27 protein-coding genes are annotated in these 19,880 nt (G+C 72.2%); 13 read left to right on the top strand and 14 right to left on the bottom strand.

All coding sequences use genetic code 11. The annotated features are described in order from the left end of the window. Window positions 1-23: 23 nt before the first annotated feature. Both IE182_RS14520 and IE182_RS14515 read right to left on the bottom strand, forming a co-directional pair. Window positions 24-644 carry a hypothetical protein gene (locus IE182_RS14520; RefSeq protein ID WP_190110205.1) on the bottom strand — a complete coding sequence of 207 codons (621 nt, stop codon included), beginning with the start codon at window positions 642-644 and terminating at the stop codon, window positions 24-26. 55 nt (window positions 645-699) lie between these two features. Next, window positions 700-1,080 carry a deoxyxylulose-5-phosphate synthase gene (locus tag IE182_RS14515; protein ID WP_190110204.1) on the bottom strand — a complete coding sequence of 127 codons (381 nt, stop codon included), beginning with the start codon at window positions 1,078-1,080 and terminating at the stop codon, window positions 700-702. Between the two features lie 135 nt (window positions 1,081-1,215). On the opposite strand from IE182_RS14515, the gene IE182_RS14510 reads away from it, so the two are divergent. Next, window positions 1,216-1,776: a hypothetical protein gene (locus tag IE182_RS14510; protein ID WP_190110203.1), complete on the top strand. Its 561-nt coding sequence runs from the start codon at window positions 1,216-1,218 to the stop codon at window positions 1,774-1,776. On the opposite strand, the gene IE182_RS32770 is transcribed toward IE182_RS14510, so the two are convergent. Both IE182_RS32770 and IE182_RS14505 read right to left on the bottom strand, forming a co-directional pair. Further along, window positions 1,713-2,027 carry a DUF6255 family natural product biosynthesis protein gene (locus tag IE182_RS32770; RefSeq protein ID WP_373303556.1) on the bottom strand — a complete coding sequence of 105 codons (315 nt, stop codon included), beginning with the start codon at window positions 2,025-2,027 and terminating at the stop codon, window positions 1,713-1,715. The genes IE182_RS14510 and IE182_RS32770 overlap by 64 nt on opposite strands. Continuing rightward, the gene (locus tag IE182_RS14505) at window positions 2,024-2,635 is read right to left on the bottom strand and encodes an ATP-binding protein (RefSeq protein WP_190110202.1); all 612 of its coding nucleotides are present in this window, start codon (window positions 2,633-2,635) and stop codon (window positions 2,024-2,026) included. Before IE182_RS14505 ends, IE182_RS32770 begins: the two co-directional genes overlap by 4 nt. Window positions 2,636-2,786: 151 nt before the next feature. On the opposite strand from IE182_RS14505, the gene IE182_RS14500 reads away from it, so the two are divergent. The 3 genes from IE182_RS14500 to IE182_RS14490 are packed head-to-tail and all read left to right on the top strand — an operon-like array spanning window position 2,787 to window position 4,228. After that, a complete protein-coding gene (locus IE182_RS14500; RefSeq protein WP_190110201.1) occupies window positions 2,787-3,641 on the top strand; it encodes a helix-turn-helix domain-containing protein in 855 nt (284 codons plus the stop codon). Further along, window positions 3,607-3,849, top strand: a complete 243-nt coding sequence (locus tag IE182_RS14495; protein ID WP_308432108.1) for a DUF397 domain-containing protein — start codon at window positions 3,607-3,609, stop codon at window positions 3,847-3,849. The genes IE182_RS14500 and IE182_RS14495 overlap by 35 nt, the downstream gene beginning before the upstream one ends. Then, window positions 3,842-4,228 carry a hypothetical protein gene (locus IE182_RS14490; protein WP_190110199.1) on the top strand — a complete coding sequence of 129 codons (387 nt, stop codon included), beginning with the start codon at window positions 3,842-3,844 and terminating at the stop codon, window positions 4,226-4,228. The genes IE182_RS14495 and IE182_RS14490 overlap by 8 nt, the downstream gene beginning before the upstream one ends. Here IE182_RS14490 and IE182_RS14485 read toward each other — a convergent pair. Together IE182_RS14485 and IE182_RS14480 are read right to left on the bottom strand one after the other, a co-directional pair. After that, window positions 4,197-4,655: a MarR family winged helix-turn-helix transcriptional regulator gene (locus IE182_RS14485; RefSeq protein WP_190110198.1), complete on the bottom strand. Its 459-nt coding sequence runs from the start codon at window positions 4,653-4,655 to the stop codon at window positions 4,197-4,199. The genes IE182_RS14490 and IE182_RS14485 overlap by 32 nt on opposite strands. A gap of 14 nt (window positions 4,656-4,669) precedes the next feature. Continuing rightward, the gene (locus tag IE182_RS14480; protein WP_190110197.1) at window positions 4,670-5,533 is read right to left on the bottom strand and encodes an NmrA/HSCARG family protein; all 864 of its coding nucleotides are present in this window, start codon (window positions 5,531-5,533) and stop codon (window positions 4,670-4,672) included. Between the two features lie 99 nt (window positions 5,534-5,632). Between IE182_RS14480 and IE182_RS14475 the strand changes: the two genes are divergently transcribed. Further along, window positions 5,633-6,121: a MarR family winged helix-turn-helix transcriptional regulator gene (locus IE182_RS14475; RefSeq protein ID WP_190110196.1), complete on the top strand. Its 489-nt coding sequence runs from the start codon at window positions 5,633-5,635 to the stop codon at window positions 6,119-6,121. Window positions 6,122-6,146: 25 nt separating this feature from the next. On the opposite strand, the gene IE182_RS14470 is transcribed toward IE182_RS14475, so the two are convergent. Continuing rightward, window positions 6,147-7,103: a GlxA family transcriptional regulator gene (locus tag IE182_RS14470; protein WP_190110195.1), complete on the bottom strand. Its 957-nt coding sequence runs from the start codon at window positions 7,101-7,103 to the stop codon at window positions 6,147-6,149. 80 nt (window positions 7,104-7,183) lie between these two features. On the opposite strand from IE182_RS14470, the gene IE182_RS14465 reads away from it, so the two are divergent. Continuing rightward, the gene (locus IE182_RS14465; protein WP_190110353.1) at window positions 7,184-8,116 is read left to right on the top strand and encodes an NADP-dependent oxidoreductase; all 933 of its coding nucleotides are present in this window, start codon (window positions 7,184-7,186) and stop codon (window positions 8,114-8,116) included. Between the two features lie 70 nt (window positions 8,117-8,186). Here the strand turns inward: IE182_RS14465 and IE182_RS14460 are convergent, their stop codons facing one another. After that, entirely contained in the window at window positions 8,187-8,396 is a 210-nt protein-coding gene (locus IE182_RS14460; protein ID WP_190110194.1) for a hypothetical protein, read from the bottom strand. Window positions 8,397-8,672: 276 nt separating this feature from the next. Between IE182_RS14460 and IE182_RS14455 the strand changes: the two genes are divergently transcribed. Further along, window positions 8,673-9,167: a cupin domain-containing protein gene (locus tag IE182_RS14455; RefSeq protein ID WP_190110193.1), complete on the top strand. Its 495-nt coding sequence runs from the start codon at window positions 8,673-8,675 to the stop codon at window positions 9,165-9,167. 146 nt (window positions 9,168-9,313) lie between these two features. Then, window positions 9,314-10,174 (top strand): hypothetical protein, encoded by an 861-nt coding sequence (locus tag IE182_RS14450; protein WP_190110192.1) that lies wholly within the window; start codon window positions 9,314-9,316, stop codon window positions 10,172-10,174. A 21-nt stretch (window positions 10,175-10,195) separates the two neighbouring features. Here IE182_RS14450 and IE182_RS14445 read toward each other — a convergent pair whose 3' ends face one another. From IE182_RS14445 to IE182_RS14420, 6 genes are all read right to left on the bottom strand, one after another. Next, window positions 10,196-10,630: a hypothetical protein gene (locus IE182_RS14445; protein ID WP_190110191.1), complete on the bottom strand. Its 435-nt coding sequence runs from the start codon at window positions 10,628-10,630 to the stop codon at window positions 10,196-10,198. A gap of 40 nt (window positions 10,631-10,670) precedes the next feature. Then, window positions 10,671-11,252, bottom strand: coding sequence for a nucleoside deaminase (locus IE182_RS14440; protein WP_190110190.1), 582 nt, complete (start codon window positions 11,250-11,252; stop codon window positions 10,671-10,673). A 9-nt stretch (window positions 11,253-11,261) separates the two neighbouring features. Continuing rightward, entirely contained in the window at window positions 11,262-11,738 is a 477-nt protein-coding gene (locus IE182_RS14435) for a GNAT family N-acetyltransferase (RefSeq protein WP_190110189.1), read from the bottom strand. A 79-nt stretch (window positions 11,739-11,817) separates the two neighbouring features. Further along, complete coding sequence (locus tag IE182_RS14430; RefSeq protein WP_190110188.1) at window positions 11,818-12,372, bottom strand: DinB family protein; 555 nt, start codon at window positions 12,370-12,372, stop codon at window positions 11,818-11,820. 113 nt (window positions 12,373-12,485) lie between these two features. Continuing rightward, window positions 12,486-13,169, bottom strand: a complete 684-nt coding sequence (locus IE182_RS14425) for a response regulator transcription factor (RefSeq protein WP_229844803.1) — start codon at window positions 13,167-13,169, stop codon at window positions 12,486-12,488. A 111-nt stretch (window positions 13,170-13,280) separates the two neighbouring features. Next, the gene (locus IE182_RS14420) at window positions 13,281-14,090 is read right to left on the bottom strand and encodes a response regulator transcription factor (RefSeq protein ID WP_190110187.1); all 810 of its coding nucleotides are present in this window, start codon (window positions 14,088-14,090) and stop codon (window positions 13,281-13,283) included. A gap of 222 nt (window positions 14,091-14,312) precedes the next feature. Here IE182_RS14420 and IE182_RS14415 point away from each other — a divergent pair, with 222 nt between their 5' ends. The 5 genes from IE182_RS14415 to mpaC all read left to right on the top strand — a co-directional run bounded on the left by IE182_RS14415 (window position 14,313) and on the right by mpaC (window position 19,857). Further along, the gene (locus IE182_RS14415; RefSeq protein WP_190110186.1) at window positions 14,313-15,272 is read left to right on the top strand and encodes an LLM class flavin-dependent oxidoreductase; all 960 of its coding nucleotides are present in this window, start codon (window positions 14,313-14,315) and stop codon (window positions 15,270-15,272) included. A gap of 122 nt (window positions 15,273-15,394) precedes the next feature. Beyond that, window positions 15,395-16,471: a daptide biosynthesis RiPP recognition protein gene (gene mpaB, locus IE182_RS14410; RefSeq protein WP_190110185.1), complete on the top strand. Its 1,077-nt coding sequence runs from the start codon at window positions 15,395-15,397 to the stop codon at window positions 16,469-16,471. A gap of 7 nt (window positions 16,472-16,478) precedes the next feature. Next, window positions 16,479-17,291, top strand: coding sequence for a daptide-type RiPP biosynthesis methyltransferase (gene mpaM / locus IE182_RS14405; RefSeq protein ID WP_190110184.1), 813 nt, complete (start codon window positions 16,479-16,481; stop codon window positions 17,289-17,291). Beyond that, window positions 17,288-18,616, top strand: a complete 1,329-nt coding sequence (gene mpaD, locus IE182_RS14400) for a daptide-type RiPP biosynthesis aminotransferase (RefSeq protein ID WP_229844801.1) — start codon at window positions 17,288-17,290, stop codon at window positions 18,614-18,616. Before mpaM ends, mpaD begins: the two co-directional genes overlap by 4 nt. After that, the gene (gene mpaC, locus IE182_RS14395; protein ID WP_190110183.1) at window positions 18,616-19,857 is read left to right on the top strand and encodes a daptide-type RiPP biosynthesis dehydogenase; all 1,242 of its coding nucleotides are present in this window, start codon (window positions 18,616-18,618) and stop codon (window positions 19,855-19,857) included. Before mpaD ends, mpaC begins: the two co-directional genes overlap by 1 nt. Window positions 19,858-19,880: the final 23 nt, after the last annotated feature.

Below are 19,880 nucleotides of genomic sequence, written 5' to 3'. Positions count from 1 at the left end.
GGCGCGGGGGCACCACCCGTTGCTCACCAGTGCGGGATGACGAAGTTGAACCCGGCGGCGTTGTGCTCGTTGCCGGCGGGGCAGCGGCCCTTGGCCGGGTAGCCCCAGAAGAAGAGGACGAAGCACTTGGTGCAGAAACGCCAGTACGCCTGGGCGTTCGGGGTCTCGACGACGTCGTGCGGCAGCACGAAGTTGAAGCCCGCGGCGCTGTGCGAACCACCGGTCGGGCACCAGCCACCGCTCGGGTAGCCGAAGAAGAACATGCCGAAGCAGCGGTCGCAGAAGCGCCAGTTCGCCTGGGCGTTGGGCGTCTCGCCCACGTTGTAGGGGATGTCGAAGTCGTAGCCGGCCATGTAGTGCGCGCCGCCGGCCGGGCAGACGCCGTTCGTCGGGTAGCCGTAATAGAACATGCCGAAGCACTTGTTGCAGAAGCGCCAGTTGCGCTGCCCCTCCTGCCGCGCCGGTCCCATGGCGGAGCCGGGCGCGGCGTGCGCCGACGTCACGCCGCCGGTGATCGCACCGGCCGCGGTGACGGCGACGAGCCCGGCGGTGGTGCCGAGCGCCCTGGAGAGGAAGAGACGGCGGCCCGGGGGCTCGCCGTCGGACTGCTGCGAGGGTTCGTCGGAACGTTCCGGAAGGCCCATATCCCACCACTCTCCGCGCCGGTGACTGCCGAGCATGCATGAGGCGGGCATGACACTAGGGGTGGATGGGCGGTGCGGGTAGGCGCTTTCCGGCCGGGGCCTGGACCTCGGGCCGCACCAGGGCCCGGTCGAACGGCTCGCCCGTGGCCCGGGCGTACGCCATCCGCTCGCGCACTTCGCGCACGGTACGGGGGCGGTAGCCGGGCCCGTCGCCGCAGCAGCCCTCGTGGAACCGCACCCCGGCGTGCAGCAGCACCGAGAGCGTCCGCCAGGCGGCCGCATCGCGCCGCCGGGGCGGCGCGAAGGCGGAACCGACGTGGACCAGCGGCGCGGTGCAGCGCGGACAGAGCCGCTCGCGGTCGTAGCGGCCGGGATAGGGCTGCTTGTACGAGGCCCGGCAGGGCAGGCAGACGTACGAAGTCTTCGCGTGGGCCATGGGGTCACGGTAAGCGTGCCCACATGCCGGGCGGCCCCCCGGCACGGTGATTGGATCTTGAGCTGCCCCGTGGTGTAGAAATCCTCGTCGATCGAACATGATCACGACAATTTTCTAGTACGGGGGAACGCTGGCATGAAGGCCACCAGACATCTCATCAGCACCATCGCACTCGTCGCCGCGCTCGGCGGCGGCCTCACCGCGTGCGGCCCGGAGGACGACTCCGCCGCCGGCAGCGGCGGCAGCAGCTCCGGCGCCTCCGCCAAGCCGTCCGCCAAGCCCGCCGACGGCGGCTCCGCGGACAAGTCCGGCGGCGAGGGCAGTTTCGGCGACTGCGGGCAGCCGCCGAAACTGCCCGCCGGCCACAAGATGATCGAGATCGCCGTCCCGCCGTCGAAGGGCTCGATGTCCGCCAAGGACGCCAAGCCGACCTGCACGCCCAACGACTGGATCTACCACGGTGAGGGCGCGGCCAAGTACTACCTGTTCACCGCCGGAGAGGTGAAGGCGGAGCTCTCCACGGGGTCCGGCTCGTACAAGACGGTCCCCGTCGGCGAGCTGTGGTCGCACGCGGGTGACTGCATGACGAACCAGAGCGCCGTGAAGCAGCCGTACACCTGCTCCGGGAACATCTACGACATCACGCTGGACTCCGAGGGCAAGGTGAAGACCATCAAGGAGGTCTGGCACCCGTGACCCCGGCCGGGCGGGGTGACGGGCGCCGCCCGGCGGCGTCCCCGGCCCCGCCCCATGGCCTGCGCCACGCGGTGGGCCGCGGCCCAGTCCGCCGCGCGCCGGGCGGCCCAGGTGGGGGTCACCACGGGTGCCGGCCCGGGCGGTCGCAGCGCCCCGTATGCGTCGAAGCGACGGGTGCCGCACCGGTCGCAACGGGCCTCACCCCTGCCCGTGTGCGTCCACGCCGGGTGGGGGCAGCGCGTGGGCCTCATCGGGCGGTCCTCCGCCTCGGCAGGAGGTGCGCATCGCGGAAGTGACTGCGCACGGCGATGGTGGCGTCGACGCCCTTGGCCGTGTCGCCGCCGCGGACGGCTGCGCGCCGGGCGGCTTCAAGGCTGGCGCACTCGGCGCAGCCGACCGGGGACGCGTACGTGGCCTTGGCCACCTGCGGGCGGCGCGGGTGCGCCAGCTCGAACCAGAGCGTCTTGCCGAAGCGGCGCTTGTCGTACGTACGACTCCCCCAACTGTCGGCACACATCCGCACGAGCAGCAGCCCCCGCCCGGCTTCACCGGTGCCGTTGCGTTCGGGGTTGCCGCCGCCACCGAAGGGCGGGGGAACGACGGGGCTCGTGTCCCATACCGCTACACGCAGCTGATCGCCGTCACGGCCGTGGAGGCGCAGCGAGCAGGGGCCTTCGGTGTGCAGGTAGGCGTTGGTGACGAGCTCACACGTCAAGAGGGTGGCGGTCTCGGCGAGTTCACTCATGCGGTGGCTTGCGAGCACGGCTTGGACGGTGGTGCGGGCGATGCCGGGTGCGCGGGGGTCGCGCGGCAGTTCGAGCGTGTAGGACCAGGGCTGCGACGCGGATACGGTGGCCATGGAAGTCTCCTGGCGGGGTTGCCGGTTGAGTGGCTTGGCTCACACCGTAGCGACGTTCATGGACTACATTCCTGGGTTCCATGGACCGTAGCCCGCGAGGGGCCCGAACGAGTGACGCCAGCGCACTTGAGTGCGAGCAACGAGGAGCACGATGCCGCCGAGCACACCTCTACCGACCGTACGGAGACGGCGCCTTGGGACCGAGCTGCGGCGACTGCGTGAGCGCGCAGACCTGTCGGCCACAGAGGCCGGAACCCGCTTCGGTATCACCCAGTCGCGCATCAGCAACATCGAAGCCGGGCGCTACGGAGTCAGCGCGGAGAGGGTGTGCGCCCTGGCCCGCGTCTACGACTGCTCGGACGAGCCTCTGATCAACGCACTCGCCGCAATGACGGGCGAGCGCAAGCGAGGCTGGTGGGAGGAATACCGGGAGATCCTGCCCGGCAGCCTGCTCGACCTCGCGGAGGCAGAGCACCACGCGACGGCGCTACGTGTTGCCCAGGTGATCACCGTGCCTGGGTTGCTCCAGACTCCTGAGCATGCTCGCGCAGTCTTTCGCGAATTCGTCCCACAGCTGGCACCGCACGCGGTCGAGCACCGAGTGTCGCATCGCATCAAGCGGCAAGAGATCCTGTTCCGCGAGGCGCCTCCGCCCTACAAGGCGATCATCCACGAAGCGGCTCTGCGAATGCAGTTCGGTGGCGCCGAGACCTCCCGGGCCCAGCTCACTCACCTCATCAGCATGAGCGAGCGGGACAACGTCAGCCTGGTCGTCATCCCCTTCAACGGCACATCGTTCCCGGTTTCCGGGCATGGGGTCGACTACTTTCACGGACCGGTACCCCAACTGGACACAGTCGCCATCGACACCACACACGGCCAGGAGCTCATCGACGCCACGTCGCGGCTGGAACGCTACCGCCTGACCCTGGACCGCATGGAAGAGGTTGCACTCAAGCCAACCGAATCGCGTGAGCTCATCCACCGCATCGCGAAAGCCGTCTGAGAGGAACAAGGAAAATACCGTGAGCTGGCAAAAGTCGTCGTTCAGCGAGGCCGGATCGTCGTGCGTCTACCTAGCAGCCGACCCCACCGGAACAATCCACCTCCGCGAAAGCGACGCCCCCGACGTCGTACTCACCACCACACGCAACAGACTCCGCCATCTCATATCCAGGATCAGGGCGAACGCTTACGATCACGGCCATGGCTGACATACCCGCATGCACCGCCACCGCTGCCGATGAGGCGTTGGTCCAGGAGACGGCCGAGCTCGCCGTCGCGCTGGTGACCCGCGAGGGCGCGCTGACGCGCAAACAGAACTCGGAATTGGCCGAGGTGGAGGAGCACGGCGGCTCCCACAGCTGGATGGGCGCCGCGATGTGGGTCAGCGACTGGGCCAAGGCCCTTCAGGCCGCACTCGCCGGTGACGACGGCAGTGAGGAGAGCCGGCAGCGCGTCGCCGAAGCGAAGGACCTGGCGCTCCAGGAGATGAAGGGACGCCTGCGCTTCGCCGTCACGGGCTGGAGCGACGCCCACGCCCGTGACGCCATGCACCGGTTCATCGCCGACCACGGGCCCCGGGCCCGGTAGCAGGCCCGGGCAGGGGGACCGTCGCCGCTTCGAGGTTGCGGGTCATCCGCTCCAGCACAAGCACAGCCGTCCGGTACTCCTCCGGTGAGATGCCGTCCGTGCACAGCGCGCGGAACGCGTCCACGCGCGCGGCGGCCTCGGTCAGGCGCCGACGCCCGTCGGGGGTGAGGGCCAGCCGGCCCGGTGCAGGGCGGGCCGCCCAGCCGTCGGCCAGGAGCCTCTCGACGGCGACGGCCAGCGTCGAACGGTCCGCATGGGCGGCCAGGACCGACAGGACGTCGGCGTCGGTCGCCTCAGCAGCGGCATCCTGGACGGCGTTCAGGACCTGCCACGCGAGCCGGGTGAGGCCGAACTCCCCCAGCATGTCGTCCATGTACCGCGTAAGGGCCTTGTCGGTGCGGTTGAGCCAGTAACCGATGGGCTTCATCGAAGGGTGCTCCTTCAGGAGACGAGGGCGGGCCAGTCCTGGGCGGCGGCCCAGTCGGCGAAGGTGTGCCAGCCGACCTCGGGGTAGTCGCGGCGCAGACCGGCGACATCCACGTCGAGGCCGGCCGTGGCGAAGTAGTCGAACATGGCGGCCAGGTCCGCCGACCGGCTCCGGACGTAGTCCAGCGGCACCTCGTGGTGGGCGACCGGGCGACCGAGGGCAGCCGCCAGGGCATCGGCGATGCCGGCCGGGGTGAGCTCGTCCGAGGCGATGTCGAGGCGACGGCCGGCGAATTCGTCGCGGCGCTGCAGAACGAGCGCCGCGAAGGCGCCGATGTCGGCGGCGGGGATCAGAGTGAGCGGCTGGTCCGTCGGCATGGGCCAGGCGAAGGTGCCGTCGCGCAGCCCGTCGAGGGTCCAGCCGCCGGCGTAGTTGTCCATGAAGGCCGCGGGGGCGATCACCGTCCAGGGCACGCCGGCCGCACGCAGGTGCTGCTCGATCGCGTGCTTGCTCTCGTAGTGCGGGACGCCGGTGCCGCGGTCGGCGTGGGCGGCGGAGGTGAAGACCACGTGGCCGAGACGGGCGGCCGCCGCGGCGTCGACGAGGGCCTTGCCCTGGCGGGTTTCGGTGGCGGTGTCGGTGCCGAAGGGGGTGGTGACCGCGAAGAGGGAGTCCGCTCCGGCGAGGGCGGCGTCGAGGGAGGCGGGGGCGTCGAAGTCGGCGTGCCGGACGTCGGCGCCGAGGCCGCGCAGGACGTCGGCGACAGGCGAGTCGGGGTGGCGGGTGAGCGCGCGGACGTGGTGGCCGGCGGTCAGTAGGGCACGGGCGGTGGCCCCGCCCTGGGCTCCGGTGGCTCCGGTGACGGCGACGGTGAGCATGGAAGTGTCCCCCTGGACGTTAGAATCACTGTGCGACGCATTAGCTGCGCCACGCAGAAGATTAGACGGGATTGCTGCGCCGCGCAGCGATTGGGGAGTGTGATCCAGGTGACAGACCCGCGCCGGGCCCGGCTGTACGAGGAGTTGTCGAGGGAGTCCCGCCGCCATCTGGCGGCGTACGTGCTGTTCAACCAGGCCGTCGCCGATCACCTGGGGCTCCACCCGACCGATGTGCAGTGCCTGAGCCTGCTGACGGCGGAGCCCGGCCCGTTCACCGTGCGGCAGATCGCCGACATGACGGGCCTGACCACGGGCTCGGCCACCCGGCTGGTGGACCGGCTGGAGCGCGGGGGCTACGTCATGCGCGCACCCGACCAGGAGGACCGCCGCCGGGTGCTGGTCAGCCCGGTGCCGGCGCGCATCGCCCGGGTCACCGCGGTGTGGGACGACCTCGGCCAGGCGTGGGAGGAACTGCTCGGCGAGCACACCGACGACGAACTTGAGGTGATCACCCGCCACATGCGGCGGGCGCACGACCTCAGCCACGCACAGATGGAGCGCCTGCGGTCGCGGCCGAAGCCGGACTGAGCCCCGTGGGCCGGGGGCGGCGCCGTCAGGCCCGGAACGTGCGGCGGTAGGTGGCCGGGGACACCCCGATCGCGGCGTGCAGCCGCTGCCGCAGCGTGGCGTCCGTGCCGAAGCCGACGCGTTCGGCGATGCGGGACACGGGCAGGTCGCTGCTCTCCAGCAGGTGGCGGGCCAGGTCGACGCGCTGCTGGGTCAGCCACTGGCCCGGGCTGAGCCCGACCTCGGCCCGGAAGTGCCGGGTGAACGTGCGGCGGCTCATGCCCGCGTGCCGGGCGAGGTCGGCCAGCTGGAGCGGTTCGTTCAGACGGTCCAGGGCCCAGGCGCGGGTCGCGGACGTTCCGGCGTCGAAGCTGTGCGGCACGGGCCGCTCCACGTACTGGGCCTGGCCGCCCTCCCGCTGCGGGGGGATGACGCAGCGCCGAGCCACCTGGTTGGCGATGCCGCTGCCGTGGTCGCGGCGGATCAGGTGCAGGATCAGGTCGATGCCGGCCGCGGCGCCCGCCGAGGTGAGGATGCGGCCGGCGTCCACGAACAGGACGTCGGGCGCGAGCTCGACCTCGGGGTAGAGCCGCTGGAAGCGGTCGGCCTGGTACCAGTGGGTGGCCGCGCCCTTGCCGTCCAGGAGTCCGGCGGCCGCCATCAGGAACGTGGCGATGCAGATGCCGACGATGCGGGCGTCGGGCCGGATGAGGGCGAGCGCCTCGGCCGTGCGGCGCGGCAGGGCGTCGCGGTCGACGATGTCCCCGAAGTTCTCGGAGGCGGGGATGACGACGGTGTCCGCCGTGGCCAGCACCGACGCGTCGTGCTCCACGGCGATCGAGTAGTCGGCGTCCGTCCGGACCGGCCTGCCGTCCAGGGAGCACGTGACCACTTCGTAGAGCGGCTGCAGGTCGGGGTCGGTGGCGACCCCGAACAGCCGCGAGGAGAGGCTCAGCTCGAACGGGATGACGCCGTCCAGCGCCAGGACCACTACACGATGCATGGCCCAATGCTTGCACATCGTGGCCCCCGGGCCACTGTTTTCCCAGGTCGGGGTAGACGGACCATGAGCACATGCACAAGATGAAGGCAATCAGCCAGAACACGTACGGCGGTCCCGAGGTCCTGCAGGAGGTCGAGACCGACCGCCCGCAGCCCGGGCCCTCCCAGGTGCTCGTCCGCGTCCGCGCGGCGGGCATGAACCCGACCGACTGGAAGCACCGCCAGTTCGCAGGCTTCCTCGACCGGCTTCCCCTGGTGCTCGGCTGGGACGTGTCCGGCGTCGTCGAGGCCGTCGGCATCGGCGTGACGATCCACAAGCCCGGCGACGAGGTCTTCGGCATGCTGCCCTACCCCTACGGGGTCGGCTCGTTCGCCGAGTACGTGGTCGCCCCGGCACGGGCCCTGGTCCGCAAGCCGGAGGGAATCGACCACGTGCAGGCGGGTGCGGTCCCGCTGGCCGCGCTGACGGCGTGGCAGGCCCTCGTGGACACGGCGAACGTCCGGCCCGGCCAGCGGGTGCTGATCCACGCGGCCGCGGGCGGCGTGGGCCACCTCGCCGTGCAGATCGCCAAGGAGCAGGGCGCGTACGTGATCGGTACGGCCAGCGCCCCCAAGCACGCGCTGCTGCGGGAGCTGGGCGTCGACGAGGCGGTCGACTACCGGAACCAGGACTTCACGGAGATCGAGCCGGTCGACCTGGTCCTGGACGCGATCGGCGGCGACACGGCCGCCCGTTCCCTCGACGTCCTGAAGCCCGGCGGGCAGCTGCTCACCATCGCCATCACGTCGATGCCCGCGGACCTCCCCGCGCGGGCCGCCGAGCGTGACATCCAGGTGACCCCCGTCCTCGTCGAGGCCGACCAGGCAGGCATGCGCGCCATCGCGGACCTGATGGCCGCGGGGAAGCTCAAGGCCGTCGTCGAGGCGACGTTCCCGCTGGCGCAGGCCGCCGAGGGCCACGCGCTGGGCGACACGAACCGGGTCGCCGGGAAGGTCGTCCTGACCCTCCCCTAGCCGGACCCCCTAGGTGCGAAGAGGGGCAGGTGCGTGTGCGCACCTGCCCCTCGGCGTCGTCGGGTACGGCTCAGAGGACCGGCGCCAGCGAGACGGGCAGGCTCACGAGCTGGGCGCCCAGGGCTCCCACCGCGACAAGGGAGTTGGCGTGTCCCGTGACGAGATCGCCCAAGAGGTTCACGTCGGCGTCCGCCTGGGCCGGGGTCGCCAGTACGGCGCTCCCCACCGCCAGCAGGAGGGTGGTGGCGGCAATCGTTGCGATACGGCGGACACGCTTCATTCCCGGACTCCTCGTCTGCAGGGGCACGATCCGCGAGCGCTCTACCCCCGGCGGACCGGTGCCCACGCCCCGCGTGCGCGTGTGCGCCGGCCCGTGCGCCGTGGCGCCGGACGGGACACCGGCCCGGGCCCGCACGAGGGGCCGTAACGGGCCGCAACGCCCGGGAATTGACCTTCGATTTCCGGTGGGAATTGCACCCTTCACGGGGTCTCCCGGCCGCCTAGAGTTGTGATCACAACGAGGGCGGACGCCCCGTCAGAAACCAGGAGAACCCTCATGACCAGCAAGAACAGCGACTTCGCCCCCGTCCTCACCCGCGCCGCGGAGGCCGAGACCGCCAGCGACCCCAGCAGTGTCATGACCCTGCTCGCCGACTCCGACACCACGGGCGGTCTGCTGACGAGCTACCGCTCCACCTTCGCCAAGGGCGCCGTCGGCGCACCGGCCCACTTCCACACCCGCGCCGCCGAGATGTTCTACGTCATCGACGGCTCGCTGCAGGTGCTGGTGGACCAGGAGATCAAGGTGCTGAGCGCCGGGGACTTCCTCCTCGTCCCGCCGCACACCCCGCACGCCTTCGCCGCCGCCCCGGGCTGCGAGGCCGACGTCCTCTTCACCTTCACGCCCGGCATGGCCCGCTTCGACTACATGCGCCTGCTGAACCGGGTCATGCGCGGCGAGGCGAGCTTCCAGGAGATCAAGGACTCCTCCGAGCGCTTCGACAACCACTACGTCGACAGCCCCGTGTGGAACGCCGCCCTCAACGCCTGAGCGGGGCGGGACCGTCACCGGCCCCTTACCGGGCTCCGCCCTCTTCGCGACCGCCCCGCGCATGCCCCGAAGTTGGCGGGTTCTGGCTTGGCGACCGCTGCCCGGCTCCCCGAGGATGGGGGCCTTCCGACACCCGGGGGTGGCCCATGGCACAGCAGCCCATGTCCCGTCGCACCGCGCTCAGGAGAGCCGCCGGCACCGCGCTCGCCGCCGGGGCGGCGCTGGCGGTGGGCGGGACGACCACGCCCGCCGCTGCCGCGGGCACGCTCCAGGACGTACGGGCCTTCCACGGCACGTGGCAGGGGGCGTACGACGGCCGACAGGCCAGGCTGGAGATCGTGGCCCAGCAGCAGCCGCCCAGCAGCTACTACACGCTCTTCCTCACGTTCACCGAGCTGGAACGGAACGAGACCTACTCCGGATACGTCCAGTACGTACCCCGGGACGCGCACGAGATCCGCGGCATCACCCTGACCGGGCCCAGCACCCTCAGCTGGCCCGTCCTCCTCCTGCACACCTGGAACACCGACTACCTCTCGGGTACGAGCAGCTGGAACGGCACCGGCTTCCCGATGTCCTTCTACCGTTCCTCCGTCGCACCGCCCTTCGCCGCGGGCCGCCCGTTCCGCGGCTACGGCGACTGGTACTCACCTCCCCACGACCACGCCACCTACGCGGGCACCATCGACGGCCGACGAGCGACACTGGAGGTCCTCAAGTACGGCGTCAGCGGCAAACCGCAGACCCAGTTCACCTTGACCGACCTGGACCGCGGCACGGCTTACGCCGCCACCTTCCTGGACGTCGACTTCGGCAGCTGGAGCGCGGACCGTCAGCGCAACCCGCTCGCCGGCGTCACGATGAGCCCCATCCGCCCGGGCCCGGAGCCCAAGTACATCGAGTCCCTGTACTGGCACTCCTGGAACGCCATGTACGTGAGCGGTGCGGACATCTGGCAGGGCGGCCGGTACGGCATGTCCTTCATCCGCCAGACGCCACTGCCGTGACCTTCGGCCCCTCCTCCGCCGCTACCGGCAATAGGCGTGCGCGGTCGCGACGATGGGCGTCGCCTGCTTGGGCGTGAGGTCGAGTTCCCGCATCGTCTTCTTGGCCTGGTCGCCGAGGGCCTGACCGTGGGCGGCGCAGAACGCGTTGCCGTGCTCGACGAGGAGGTCGTCGCTGATGCGGTCCAGGTCCGGGTAGTTCTTCCGCAGGGTCCGGAGGTAGACCTCGCGCATCAGCCCCGTCAGTCGGCGCGCCTCGGCCGGGCTGCCCGACGGGTCCGCGGAGGGAGCGGCGGCGGGCGCCGAGGCGGGTGCCGACGCGGTGGCCGATGCCGTGGCCGATGCCGTGGCCGATGCCGTCGGGGCGCTGGAGCGGCTGTCGCCGGATGCGTCGCACGCCGAGGTGCCGAGAGCGGCGGCCGTCAGGCAGAGGGCGAGCAAGGGCATGCGCTTGTACATGAATCTCCTGGTACATAGGGAAAGCGGAGAACATTCTCCCCTATGTCCGGTAGAGGGGATCGGTGAGCCCGGCCCGCACGTCGCGGGCCAGCGCCGGGTGCGGCAGCCCGCGCGTCCTGCGCACGAGTTCGTCGACGGATACGTCGATCTGCGGCATCCCCCAGGCGATGAGCTTGGCGACCGACGTGCCGTACGCGATGCCGCGGGCTCCGCCCCACAGCAGGGCGCCGGCACACATCGCGCAGGGCTCGGCGGTGGTGACCACCACGTGCCCGGCCAGGGCGATGCCGTCCGCTGCGGCCAGGCGCACGAGGTTCGTCTCCGCGTGACCCGTGGGGTCACCGCTCTCGGTGGTGTTGCCGGCCCCGGGCCCCACGGCACCGGTGGCCGCGTCGACGAGCACGGCGCCGAAGGGCCACTTCACCGACGACCGGGCGTACTCGACGGCGACGGGCATCGCCCGCCGGACCGCCGCCCGCAGCTGCGGCGGCCAGTCCTCGGACCAGCCGGTGCCGGCGCTCGCGGCGGGCGCGGCGGGCGCGAACGGCAGCGGAGCGGCGGCCCCGGCCGCGGCCGCCGTGACGGTCAGGAAGCGTCGCCGCGACGGCGGGAGGGAGGTCACCGCGCCACCCTAGGCCGCGTCGGGGCCGTCCGGGCAGGGCGCCGCTACGGGCGTACGGTCAAGCGACTTGAACAGGTACACGTCCGCATGACCGCCCGGTACGCCCGGGACGCGGCCGACCTCGGCGTAGCCGTGGCGCCGGTAGAAGCCCGGGGCCTGGAAGGTGTACGAGGAGACCATCACCCGGTCGCAGCCGCGGCGCGCGGCCTCCGCTTCGGCCGCCCGCAGCAGCTTGGCGCCCCAGCCGTCGGTGCGGCTGGACTCGCGCACCCAGAGCAGCTCGATGCCGCACAGGCCGCCCCAGGTCCAGGCGGTGAGGCCGCCGATCAGCTCACCGTCCTCGTCGGTGGCCCGCACGGACAGCTCGCCGTGTGCGGCGTGGCCGGTGGCGGCTTCGTTGAAGGCGTCGAGTTCGTTCTCCAGGCGCGCGGTGAGGTCGGCGTCGCCGTCACCGACGGCCAGGACCGGCTTCTGCACAGCAGTCATGGTCCGCAGTAAGGCACACGGCACGCGGCGGACGCCACCCCGTTCCCACGTCCGGGCCGGGGTGCGCGCCGCCGCGCACCTACATCCCCACGCGTCCGTCGATCCGTTCGCGCAGCAGGTCGGCGTGGCCGTTGTGACGGGCGTACTCCTCGACCATGTGCACCAGCACCTCGCGCAGGGAGACCTGCCCGTGCCAGGGGTCCTGACAGGTGACGTCGAGGGTGGGCGCCGCGGCGACGAACCGGTCGCTGAAGGCGACTTCGTCCCGCCACGCCTGCCACGCCTCGGCGACGACCTGGGGGTCGGGCACCGCGCCGTCGAAGTCGCCGTCGGGGTCGTTGTCGGAACGGAACAGCGGCGGCACGTCCTGCCGGGACAGCCGCCGCCGGAACCAGATCCGCTCCACCTCGGCCATGTGCCGCACCAGCCCCAGCAGCGACATCGTCGACGGCTCGACGGACCGCCGTGCGAGCTCGTCGGTGCCGAGGCCGGCACACTTCAACTCCAGCGTCAGGCGCTGACACCGCAGGAACCCGACGAGCGTGGCCCGCTCCCCCTCCGGGGGCGCCCCGCCCTCCCGCGGATCGTCCTCGGCCTCGACGAACCTCTGCGCTCGCTGCCTGGGGCTCCCCATGCCGTCCATCGTGACCGACACATCACCCGCCCGGCCAGACCGCGTTGCCGGGAACGAGCGGGGGCCGAGCGGAAACGATCGGTCGGTATGGGGTCACGCTGCGAACGGCGGGATCACGCCATCGCCGCCGCCAGCCCCGCTGCGCTGGCCATCACCGCCGCCTGGACGCGGTTGTTGACGCCCAGCTTGGCGTAGGACGCCTTGACGTGGTCCTTCACCGTGTTCGTGCTGAGCATCAGCATGCGGCTGATCTCCGTGTTCGACATGCCGGCCGCCAGCAGGGCGAGGACCTCCTGTTCGCGGCCCGTCAGGCGCGGGGCCACCGGGCGGGTGGCCCGGGCGGGGGCGGGGACAGGGGGTGCCGCCGGGGTCGTCCACGGGCTGTCGTCGTGCATCACCGCCGCCGCCGTGCGGGAGAGGATGAAGCCTCCCGACGCCAGCAGGCATACGGCGTGCACGAGTTCGGACGTCGTGATGTCCTTGACGAGGTACGCGGCCGCGCCCGCGCCGAGCACGGCGTTGATCTGGTGGCGTTCGGCGCCCGCGGTCAGGGTCGCGACGGCCGGCGGGTGGTCGAGGGAGCGGATGGCCCCCAGGACGGCCGGGCCGTCGGGGCCGTCGGGGGCGAAGAGTTGGAGGTCCAGCAGGACGACGTCCGGCCGGTGGCGCTCCACCGCCTCGACCGCGCCCAGGCCGTCGCAGACCACCGGGACCTCCATGCCGGGTTCCCCCTGAAGGATCTCCCGAAGCCCCGAACGCACCAAAGCCTCATCACTGATGACAATTACCCGTATCACAGGCTCCCCCGAGCGTGCCTTTGATTGGTCGAAGTCAATCGAACTTTACCATCACTTTGCATGACTCCTCGGCCAAGGAGCCTGCGAATGCCAGGTCTTCATGCCCTGACGCTAGGCGGCCGCAAGGGCCGGCGCGGGCGTCGCGCCCGCCCCGGTGAGGCCCGCCTGCCAGGCGATCGCGGCCGCGCGCACGCGGTTGTCGGCGCCCAGCTTGGTGAGGACTCCACCCACGTGGTTCTTCACCGTCTCCGCGCTGATCACCAGGTGGTCGGCGATCTCCCGGTTGGACATCCCGTCCGCCAGCAGCACCAGAACTTCCCGCTCCCGTGGTGTGAGAGAGGCAAGTCGTGGGCATACGGCCTCGCACGGCACCTGAGCCCCGCCCGTCACCTCGGTCATGGAGGAGGACGAGGAGGACCCGGTCCGTACGACACCTGCCGCCGCGACACCCGATGCCTGTGCGAGACCTGATGCCTGTGCGAGACCTGATGCCCCCGCAAGACCCGATGCCTGCGCAAGACCTGACGCCGCCGTGCACGCTTCCGGTTCCACCCCGGCGCACGCCAATGCGCGCACCGCGTGCAGCAGTTCCTGCGGACCACTCCCCCTGCCCAGGCAACCGGCCGCCCCTGCTGCCAGTACGCGCGCCCTGTGGTCGGCAGAGACGGGCACGGGCGTGAGGAGGAGCACCTTGGGCGCGGGCGCCAGGTCCCGCAGGCGTTGGATCAGGGCCAGGCCGTCGGTCTCCCCCGACGGTCCGGCGCTCAGGAGAACCACGGCGGGACGTGCCGCCGCCATGCGGGCGAGCGCCTGGCCGCTCCCGCCCTCCGCCACGACGCTCAGTGTCTCGTCCGTCTCCAGCACGGCCCGCAGGCAGGCGCGGAAGAGCACCTCGTCATCGATTATCGCGGTCCTTATCACGCTGCGATCCCCCTCGCTTGTGATCACGCACATCTCCCACGTCGGCGTGGTGGGAGCGAGAGTAGCGGACGCTCATCCTCCTCTACCTCCCCCCGGAGGGTGGGGCTCCATGTAACCGACCCCCCGATCGAGGGGGAACAAACCCCCAGGTCAGGGGGTAGTGGCAGGACTTGCCCGGGCAGCAGGATGGAGTCATCGCCACACCAGAACGGATTTCAACCGATGACCGCCTACTCAGTCCTTATGCCCTTTCTGCCCCGTCGGCCGGAGCAGGTCCTGCCGTACGCGGCGATGGTGCACTGGACCCACGCCGAGCGGCTGTGGCAGGGTCAGGCGCTCATGGTCGAGCCGCACCAGGGCTTCGCCTACGCCGCCGGCGCCGGCTTCCGGGTGCCGGTCGGACTGGGCGTCACGCTCATGCCGCTGCGGCACCCCTACGAGGCGGCCCTCCAGGCCCGCTCGGTGGCCCTCACCACCGGACACCCGGTGGTCGCGGGCTTCGGTCCGGGGGCACGGCCCTTCCAGCAGAGCCTGCTGGGCACGCCGTACCGCAGCCCCCTGACGCTGGCCCGGGAGTACCTCACGGCGGTGCGCGGACTGCTCGACGGGAAGACGGTCGAGTCCCAAGGTGAGTACTTCTCCGGCCACATGACCCTGCCGCCGTTCCCGGCGCCCAAGGTCGAGGTGGGACTCGGGGTGCTGCGGCCGGGCATGGCCCGGCTCGCCGGTGAGGTGGCCGACCGGGCCATCACCTGGCTGACGCCGGCCGCCTACCTGCGGGACACCGTCGTCCCGGCGATGACGGAGGGCGCCGAGGCGGCGGGCCGCACACGGCCCCGACTGACGGCCATGGTGCCGCTGGCCCTCGCCCGCCCCGGCCGCAACGCCGCCGAACTGGCCCTGGCCAGCAACGGCGCGCACATGAAGGGCCCGCACTACATCGACATGCTCCGCAGGTCCGGGATCGACGTCACCGGGACGGACGAGAAGGCCAACGCCGAGGCGCTCGTCGCCGGCGGGTCGTTCCTCTTCGGGGACCGGGACGAGCTGGCTGGACAGCTCACGGCGTACGAGGAGGCCGGCGTGGACGAGATCGTCCTGAACGTCACCGGCGTCTGCAACGCCCACGGCCCGCAGGCCGCGATGGACGAACTCAAGACTCTGCTGGCCGCGTTGGCCTGAACCACCCGCTCCTGCACGGCACCACCGGCACCGAGCACGTACGTCGACCCGGCGCATCCCGCGAGCAGTGCGACTTCCGCACGCTCCGCGAGGCGATGTGCTGCACCACGAAGGGGGAATCAATGTCCGAGATCAAAGAACGCCTGATGTCCTGGGCCACGGGCCGGACCGTCCCGGGAACGGCCACCGCCGCCCCGGCGGACGGCAGTTGCCGCACCGTCGTCCTGGAGAGCGCCGAGCACCTGGAGCAGGTCCTCGCCTCGGACGTCGTCGGTCCGGGCACCACGGTCCTCGCCCCCGAAGGAGCCACGGCGGACGACGGCACCACCGCCACGGTCGTCGCGTACGGCGGCTCGGCCGCCGAGTCCGGCGTCGAGTTCTCCCTCGGCACCGACTTCTACCTGCAGGTGCAGAGCTACGGCATCAGCGGCTACATGTCGGTGATCGGTCCCACCCTGGTCCGCATCGCCGACCCGGCGGACTTCGAGGCGTACGTGGCGGACGCCGAACTGGCCCGCCAGGACGGCACGTTCCCCGACTTCCTCACCTCCCCGGTCATCCAGCTCGCCGACCTGCCGGCCCTCGGCGCCGCTCACGCCGGCTCCGGTCCGGCGCTGCGGCTGTACGTCGCGGCGACGGGCGCCGTCTCCACCTCCCCCGGCGGCCTCGCCCTGGGCACGGCGGGCGACGACCTGGCCGCACTGGCCGCGCAGTGGCAGCAGCTCAACGACGACGCCGGACACCCCTGCGCGGTCAGCCTCGGCACGGCCGTACCGGAGGAGATCCGCACCGCCGCACTGGCGCAGCGCCCGTGGCTCGGCCGCTACCTCGCCGCGCTCGACGCCCTGCGGAACCTGGCCGGCCGCCAGGTGACCGGCGTGCGCGTCTCCGGCTTCGGCGGCCGGTCCGTACCGGCGCTGGCCGACGTCACGGACCCGGCGGACGCCACCGGCACCGACGTGCCGCTGCTGCTGTGGACGGACGAGGCGGCCTACGTCTACGCGCCGGAAACAGACCGGATGCTCGGTCTGCGCCGGGAGGCCGTCGCGCTCGTCGAGCCGCTGCTGGTCTGCGGTTCCGTCGAGGCCGCGGCCGCGTACGCGGACCGGGAGAAGCTGGAGCAGGTGGAGCGGGCCTTCGCCGACGCCGGCGCGCCCCTCACCGCCCGCACCCCCGAACTCGCCACGGCCGGACGGTGACCCGGCCATGACCACGATCACCACGACCATCCCCGGGCGCGCCGGCGAGCTGCTGGCCGCACTCGGCGACCGTGCGGTGCTGCACGACATGTACGACGCGTACGGCTCGCAGGTCTACCACGGGCTGTCCCAGCACGGCGATCACGAGATCCGCGAGCTGCTGGGCATCATCCGGCAGCTGCCCGGGCCGGTCCTGGACCTGGCGGCCGGCTCCGGCCGGCTGACCATGCCCTTCCTGGCCATGGGCCGCGAGGTGACGGCGCTGGAGCTGTCACCGAGCATGCTGGAGCTGCTCTCGGCACGCCTGGACGCCGGACCCGCGGCGCTGCGCGAGCGGTGCACGGTGGTCCCGGGCGACATGAGCGACTTCTCCCTCGGCCGGCGCTTCGGCGCGGTCGTCCTGGGCACCACCACCGTCTCGCTGCTGGACGAGGCCGGCCGGCCCGGCCTGTACCGCTCGGTGCGCGAGCACCTGGCGGAGGGCGGCCGGTTCCTGCTGTCGACCGTGGAGATGGACGCGGCACGGTCCGGGGAGAACGAGGCCGAGATGATCGTCCCCGCGGGCGAGTCCACCCTCCGCATGTACGAGTACTGGGCGCCCGGCGACGCCGCGCGCACCGTCACGGTCTTCCCCGGCGAGCTCGACGAGTCCGGCGAGGGCGAGGTGCACGTGTGCACCACCACCATCGGAGTCCTGCCCGCCGACCGGCTGGAGGCCGAACTCGCGGAGGCCGGCTTCGCCGTGCGCGCCCGGCATCCGCTGCCCATGGCGGGCGTGCGCCACCCGAGCGTGCTGCTGGAAGCGGAGGTCATCGCATGACGGACGACGGCATGACGGAGCACGGCACGACGGACACCCCTGCGTCCCCCCGGGCGATGCATCCGCTGTGGCCCTCCCTCCTCGCACCGGAACTGCAGGGCAGCGACGAGCTGTGCGCGGTGTCGGCGGAAGGCGTCCGCGTCCGCTTCACCGACGGGCGGGAACTGCTCGACGGCTCCAGCGGCCTGTGGAACACCAACATCGGCTACGGCAACACGGCCATCGCCGACGCGGCCGCCCGCGCCCTGCGCGACGCCTCGTACCTCAGCGTCTTCCGCTACGAGAACGTCTACGCCCGCCGGGCCGCGGCCGCCCTGCTCGACGTGTGCGGCGCCGACCACTACGGACGGGTGCTGTTCTCGACGTCCGGCGGCGCGGCCAACGACCTGGCGATGAAGGTCGCCCGGCATTACCACGCCCTGCGCGGCGAGGAGCGCCGCAAGGTCGTCGTCGGCCTGCGCGGCAGCTACCACGGCCTGACCTACGGCAGCTTCGGGCTGACCGGGGAGAACCTGGGCCAGCAGCTGTACGGCGTGGACCAGCGTCTGATCCGCCACGTGACGCCCAACGAGCCCGGCGACATCGCCGAGCTGATGAAGCGTCAGGGCGCGCAGGTCGCGGCTGTCGTGGTCGAGCCCGTGCTCGGCAGCGGCGCGGTGCCGCTGACGGAGGAGTACGTCGCCGAGCTGCTGCGGCTGCGCGAGGAGTACGGCTTCCTGCTGGTGGCCGACGAGGTGGCGACCGGCTTCGGCCGGACCGGTTCCTTCTTCGCCTCGCAGGAGTGGGCCGGGCAGCCGGACCTGCTGATCGCGTCCAAGGGGCTGACCAACGGCACCAGCGCGGCGGCCGTCGTGGTCGCCGCCCGCTCGGTGGCAGCCGCCTTCGAGGACGGCGGGGCGGTCCTGACGCACGGCGAGACGCAGGCGGGCACGCCCGTCACCTGTGCGACGATCCTCGCCACCATCTCCGAGATGCGGCGCCTGGACGCGGTGGCGAAGGGCAAGCTGCTGGCCGCGCACCTGGACACCCTGCTGTCCACACTGGTCGCCTCGCACCCGCTGGTGGCGGACACGACGGGCCTCGGCCTCTTCCGCTCGCTGCGGCTCCTGGGCGCCGACGGCTCACCGCTGCCGCAGGCGGAGGTCCCGGCGCTGGTCGCGGCGATCCGGCGGGCGGGCGCGATCGTGCACCCGGGCGTCAACGGCGTCCAGCTCTTCCCGGCCCTGACCTTCACCGAGGCGGACCTGGCGGAGCTGGTGGAGTGCATCCTGGCCGGGCTGGCCGCGCACGTCGCGGGCACCGGGACGCGGGCCGGAGCGCGCTAGTGAGCGACGACACCGGCGGGGCCACCTCGCTGCTGTACGGCTGTGCGACGTTCGGCCGCTGGCTCGCGGGGCGGGAGGAGCAGCGGATCACCCTGCTCGTCGACTCCGCCCTCGTGGACACGGACATCGTCGCGACGGTCCGCACGCTCGTGGCGTCGCCGGGCCGGCACACCGAGCTCGTCCCGCTGAGCGGGCCGGGCGACGTGGACAGCGTCCTGGCGCTGGCCGGCCGGCTGGACGGCAGCGAACTGGTCGTCGGCATCGGCGGCGGCTCGCTGCTGGACCAGGCGAAGCTGGCGACGGTGGCCCGGGACGACCGCGACGTGCGCACCCGCCTCTCGCTGCCGCAGCGCAGCGGGCTGGTCGTCCTGCCGGAGTTCACCGGCCGGGGGCTGCCGCTGGTGGCGGTCCCCACCACGGTGGGCACCGGCACGGAGGTCAGCGGGGTGGCGTGCCTGGCGCATCCCGGCGGCAAGCGGCTGGTGCTGGGCATGTCCCTGCAGCCCGAGGTCGCGGTGCTGGACGCGGCGGCGACCGCCACCCTGTCCGGCGAGCTGCTGGCCGAAGGGGTGCTGGAGGCGCTGTTCCGGGTGACGAGCCCGTACATCGGCGACCACCGGGCCACGCCGACGGAGGACGCGCTGGTCGAGACCGTCGCCGAACGCCTGGTGACGCTGGGCCACGCCCTGGCGGCCGCCCGGGCGGGGGCCGCACCGCAGGCCCCCGTGGCCGACCCGGCGCTGCGGCTGGAGATCGCCAAGGTCAGCGGCCTGAGCCACAACGCGTGGCTGCACCACGGCCGCGACCCGTACGCGGTCAAGGGCTGGCTCCTCGCCAACGAGCTGTCGTGGGCGCTGGGCGTACGCAAGATGACGGCGGTGGCCGCCCTCCTGCCGCCCCTGTGGCGGGCCATCTCGGACGACGAGACCCGGCTCGGATCGGCCGCACGACTGGAGCGGTTGTGGTCCCGGCTGCGTACGGCCGGACCCGAGCCGCTGCCGGCCGAACCGGCCGCGGGCGTCCGGGCCCTGATCGACGCCTGGCGCGTCGACGGCCGCCTGACGGCCGACGCCGCCGCGCTGGACGCCGTCGCACAGCGGACGGTGCGGGCGTGGGGCGCCGGACTGCCGATGCTCGGCGGGCTCACGGCGGGCGACGTGCGCGGGCTGCTGGCGGCCGCCGTACACGCCGGCCCCGCCGCCGGCGAAGAGAGCTTCCGTTCCCCGACGGGGCGCGGATGAATACGGGACCCGACGGGTCCCGA

The sequence above is a fragment of the Streptomyces cinnamoneus genome, from assembly GCF_014650495.1.
Lineage (GTDB): Bacteria > Actinomycetota > Actinomycetes > Streptomycetales > Streptomycetaceae > Streptomyces > Streptomyces cinnamoneus.
Note: the sequence above shows the minus strand (reverse complement) of the source record. Positions and strands in the feature narration are given on the sequence as shown.

Bases quoted from the DNA above. Each gene is read 5' to 3' on its own strand.
- IE182_RS14470 (WP_190110195.1), bottom strand. From the start codon at position 7,103: ATGCATCGTGTAGTGGTCCTGGCGCTGGACGGCGTCATCCCGTTCGAG.
- IE182_RS14455 (WP_190110193.1), top strand. From the start codon at position 8,673: ATGACCAGCAAGAACAGCGACTTCGCCCCCGTCCTCACCCGCGCCGCG.
- IE182_RS14520 (WP_190110205.1), bottom strand. From the start codon at position 644: ATGGGCCTTCCGGAACGTTCCGACGAACCCTCGCAGCAGTCCGACGGC.
- IE182_RS14505 (WP_190110202.1), bottom strand. From the start codon at position 2,635: ATGGCCACCGTATCCGCGTCGCAGCCCTGGTCCTACACGCTCGAACTG.
- IE182_RS14460 (WP_190110194.1), bottom strand. From the start codon at position 8,396: ATGAAGCGTGTCCGCCGTATCGCAACGATTGCCGCCACCACCCTCCTG.
- IE182_RS14480 (WP_190110197.1), bottom strand. From the start codon at position 5,533: ATGCTCACCGTCGCCGTCACCGGAGCCACCGGAGCCCAGGGCGGGGCC.
- IE182_RS14415 (WP_190110186.1), top strand. From the start codon at position 14,313: ATGACCGCCTACTCAGTCCTTATGCCCTTTCTGCCCCGTCGGCCGGAG.
- IE182_RS14500 (WP_190110201.1), top strand. From the start codon at position 2,787: ATGCCGCCGAGCACACCTCTACCGACCGTACGGAGACGGCGCCTTGGG.
- mpaB (WP_190110185.1), top strand. From the start codon at position 15,395: ATGTCCGAGATCAAAGAACGCCTGATGTCCTGGGCCACGGGCCGGACC.
- IE182_RS14450 (WP_190110192.1), top strand. From the start codon at position 9,314: ATGGCACAGCAGCCCATGTCCCGTCGCACCGCGCTCAGGAGAGCCGCC.
- IE182_RS32770 (WP_373303556.1), bottom strand. From the start codon at position 2,027: ATGAGGCCCACGCGCTGCCCCCACCCGGCGTGGACGCACACGGGCAGG.
- IE182_RS14485 (WP_190110198.1), bottom strand. From the start codon at position 4,655: ATGAAGCCCATCGGTTACTGGCTCAACCGCACCGACAAGGCCCTTACG.
- IE182_RS14490 (WP_190110199.1), top strand. From the start codon at position 3,842: ATGGCTGACATACCCGCATGCACCGCCACCGCTGCCGATGAGGCGTTG.
- IE182_RS14435 (WP_190110189.1), bottom strand. From the start codon at position 11,738: ATGACTGCTGTGCAGAAGCCGGTCCTGGCCGTCGGTGACGGCGACGCC.
- IE182_RS14515 (WP_190110204.1), bottom strand. From the start codon at position 1,080: ATGGCCCACGCGAAGACTTCGTACGTCTGCCTGCCCTGCCGGGCCTCG.
- IE182_RS14430 (WP_190110188.1), bottom strand. From the start codon at position 12,372: ATGGGGAGCCCCAGGCAGCGAGCGCAGAGGTTCGTCGAGGCCGAGGAC.
- mpaD (WP_229844801.1), top strand. From the start codon at position 17,288: ATGACGGACGACGGCATGACGGAGCACGGCACGACGGACACCCCTGCG.
- IE182_RS14465 (WP_190110353.1), top strand. From the start codon at position 7,184: ATGAAGGCAATCAGCCAGAACACGTACGGCGGTCCCGAGGTCCTGCAG.
- mpaM (WP_190110184.1), top strand. From the start codon at position 16,479: ATGACCACGATCACCACGACCATCCCCGGGCGCGCCGGCGAGCTGCTG.
- IE182_RS14510 (WP_190110203.1), top strand. From the start codon at position 1,216: ATGAAGGCCACCAGACATCTCATCAGCACCATCGCACTCGTCGCCGCG.
- IE182_RS14445 (WP_190110191.1), bottom strand. From the start codon at position 10,630: ATGTACAAGCGCATGCCCTTGCTCGCCCTCTGCCTGACGGCCGCCGCT.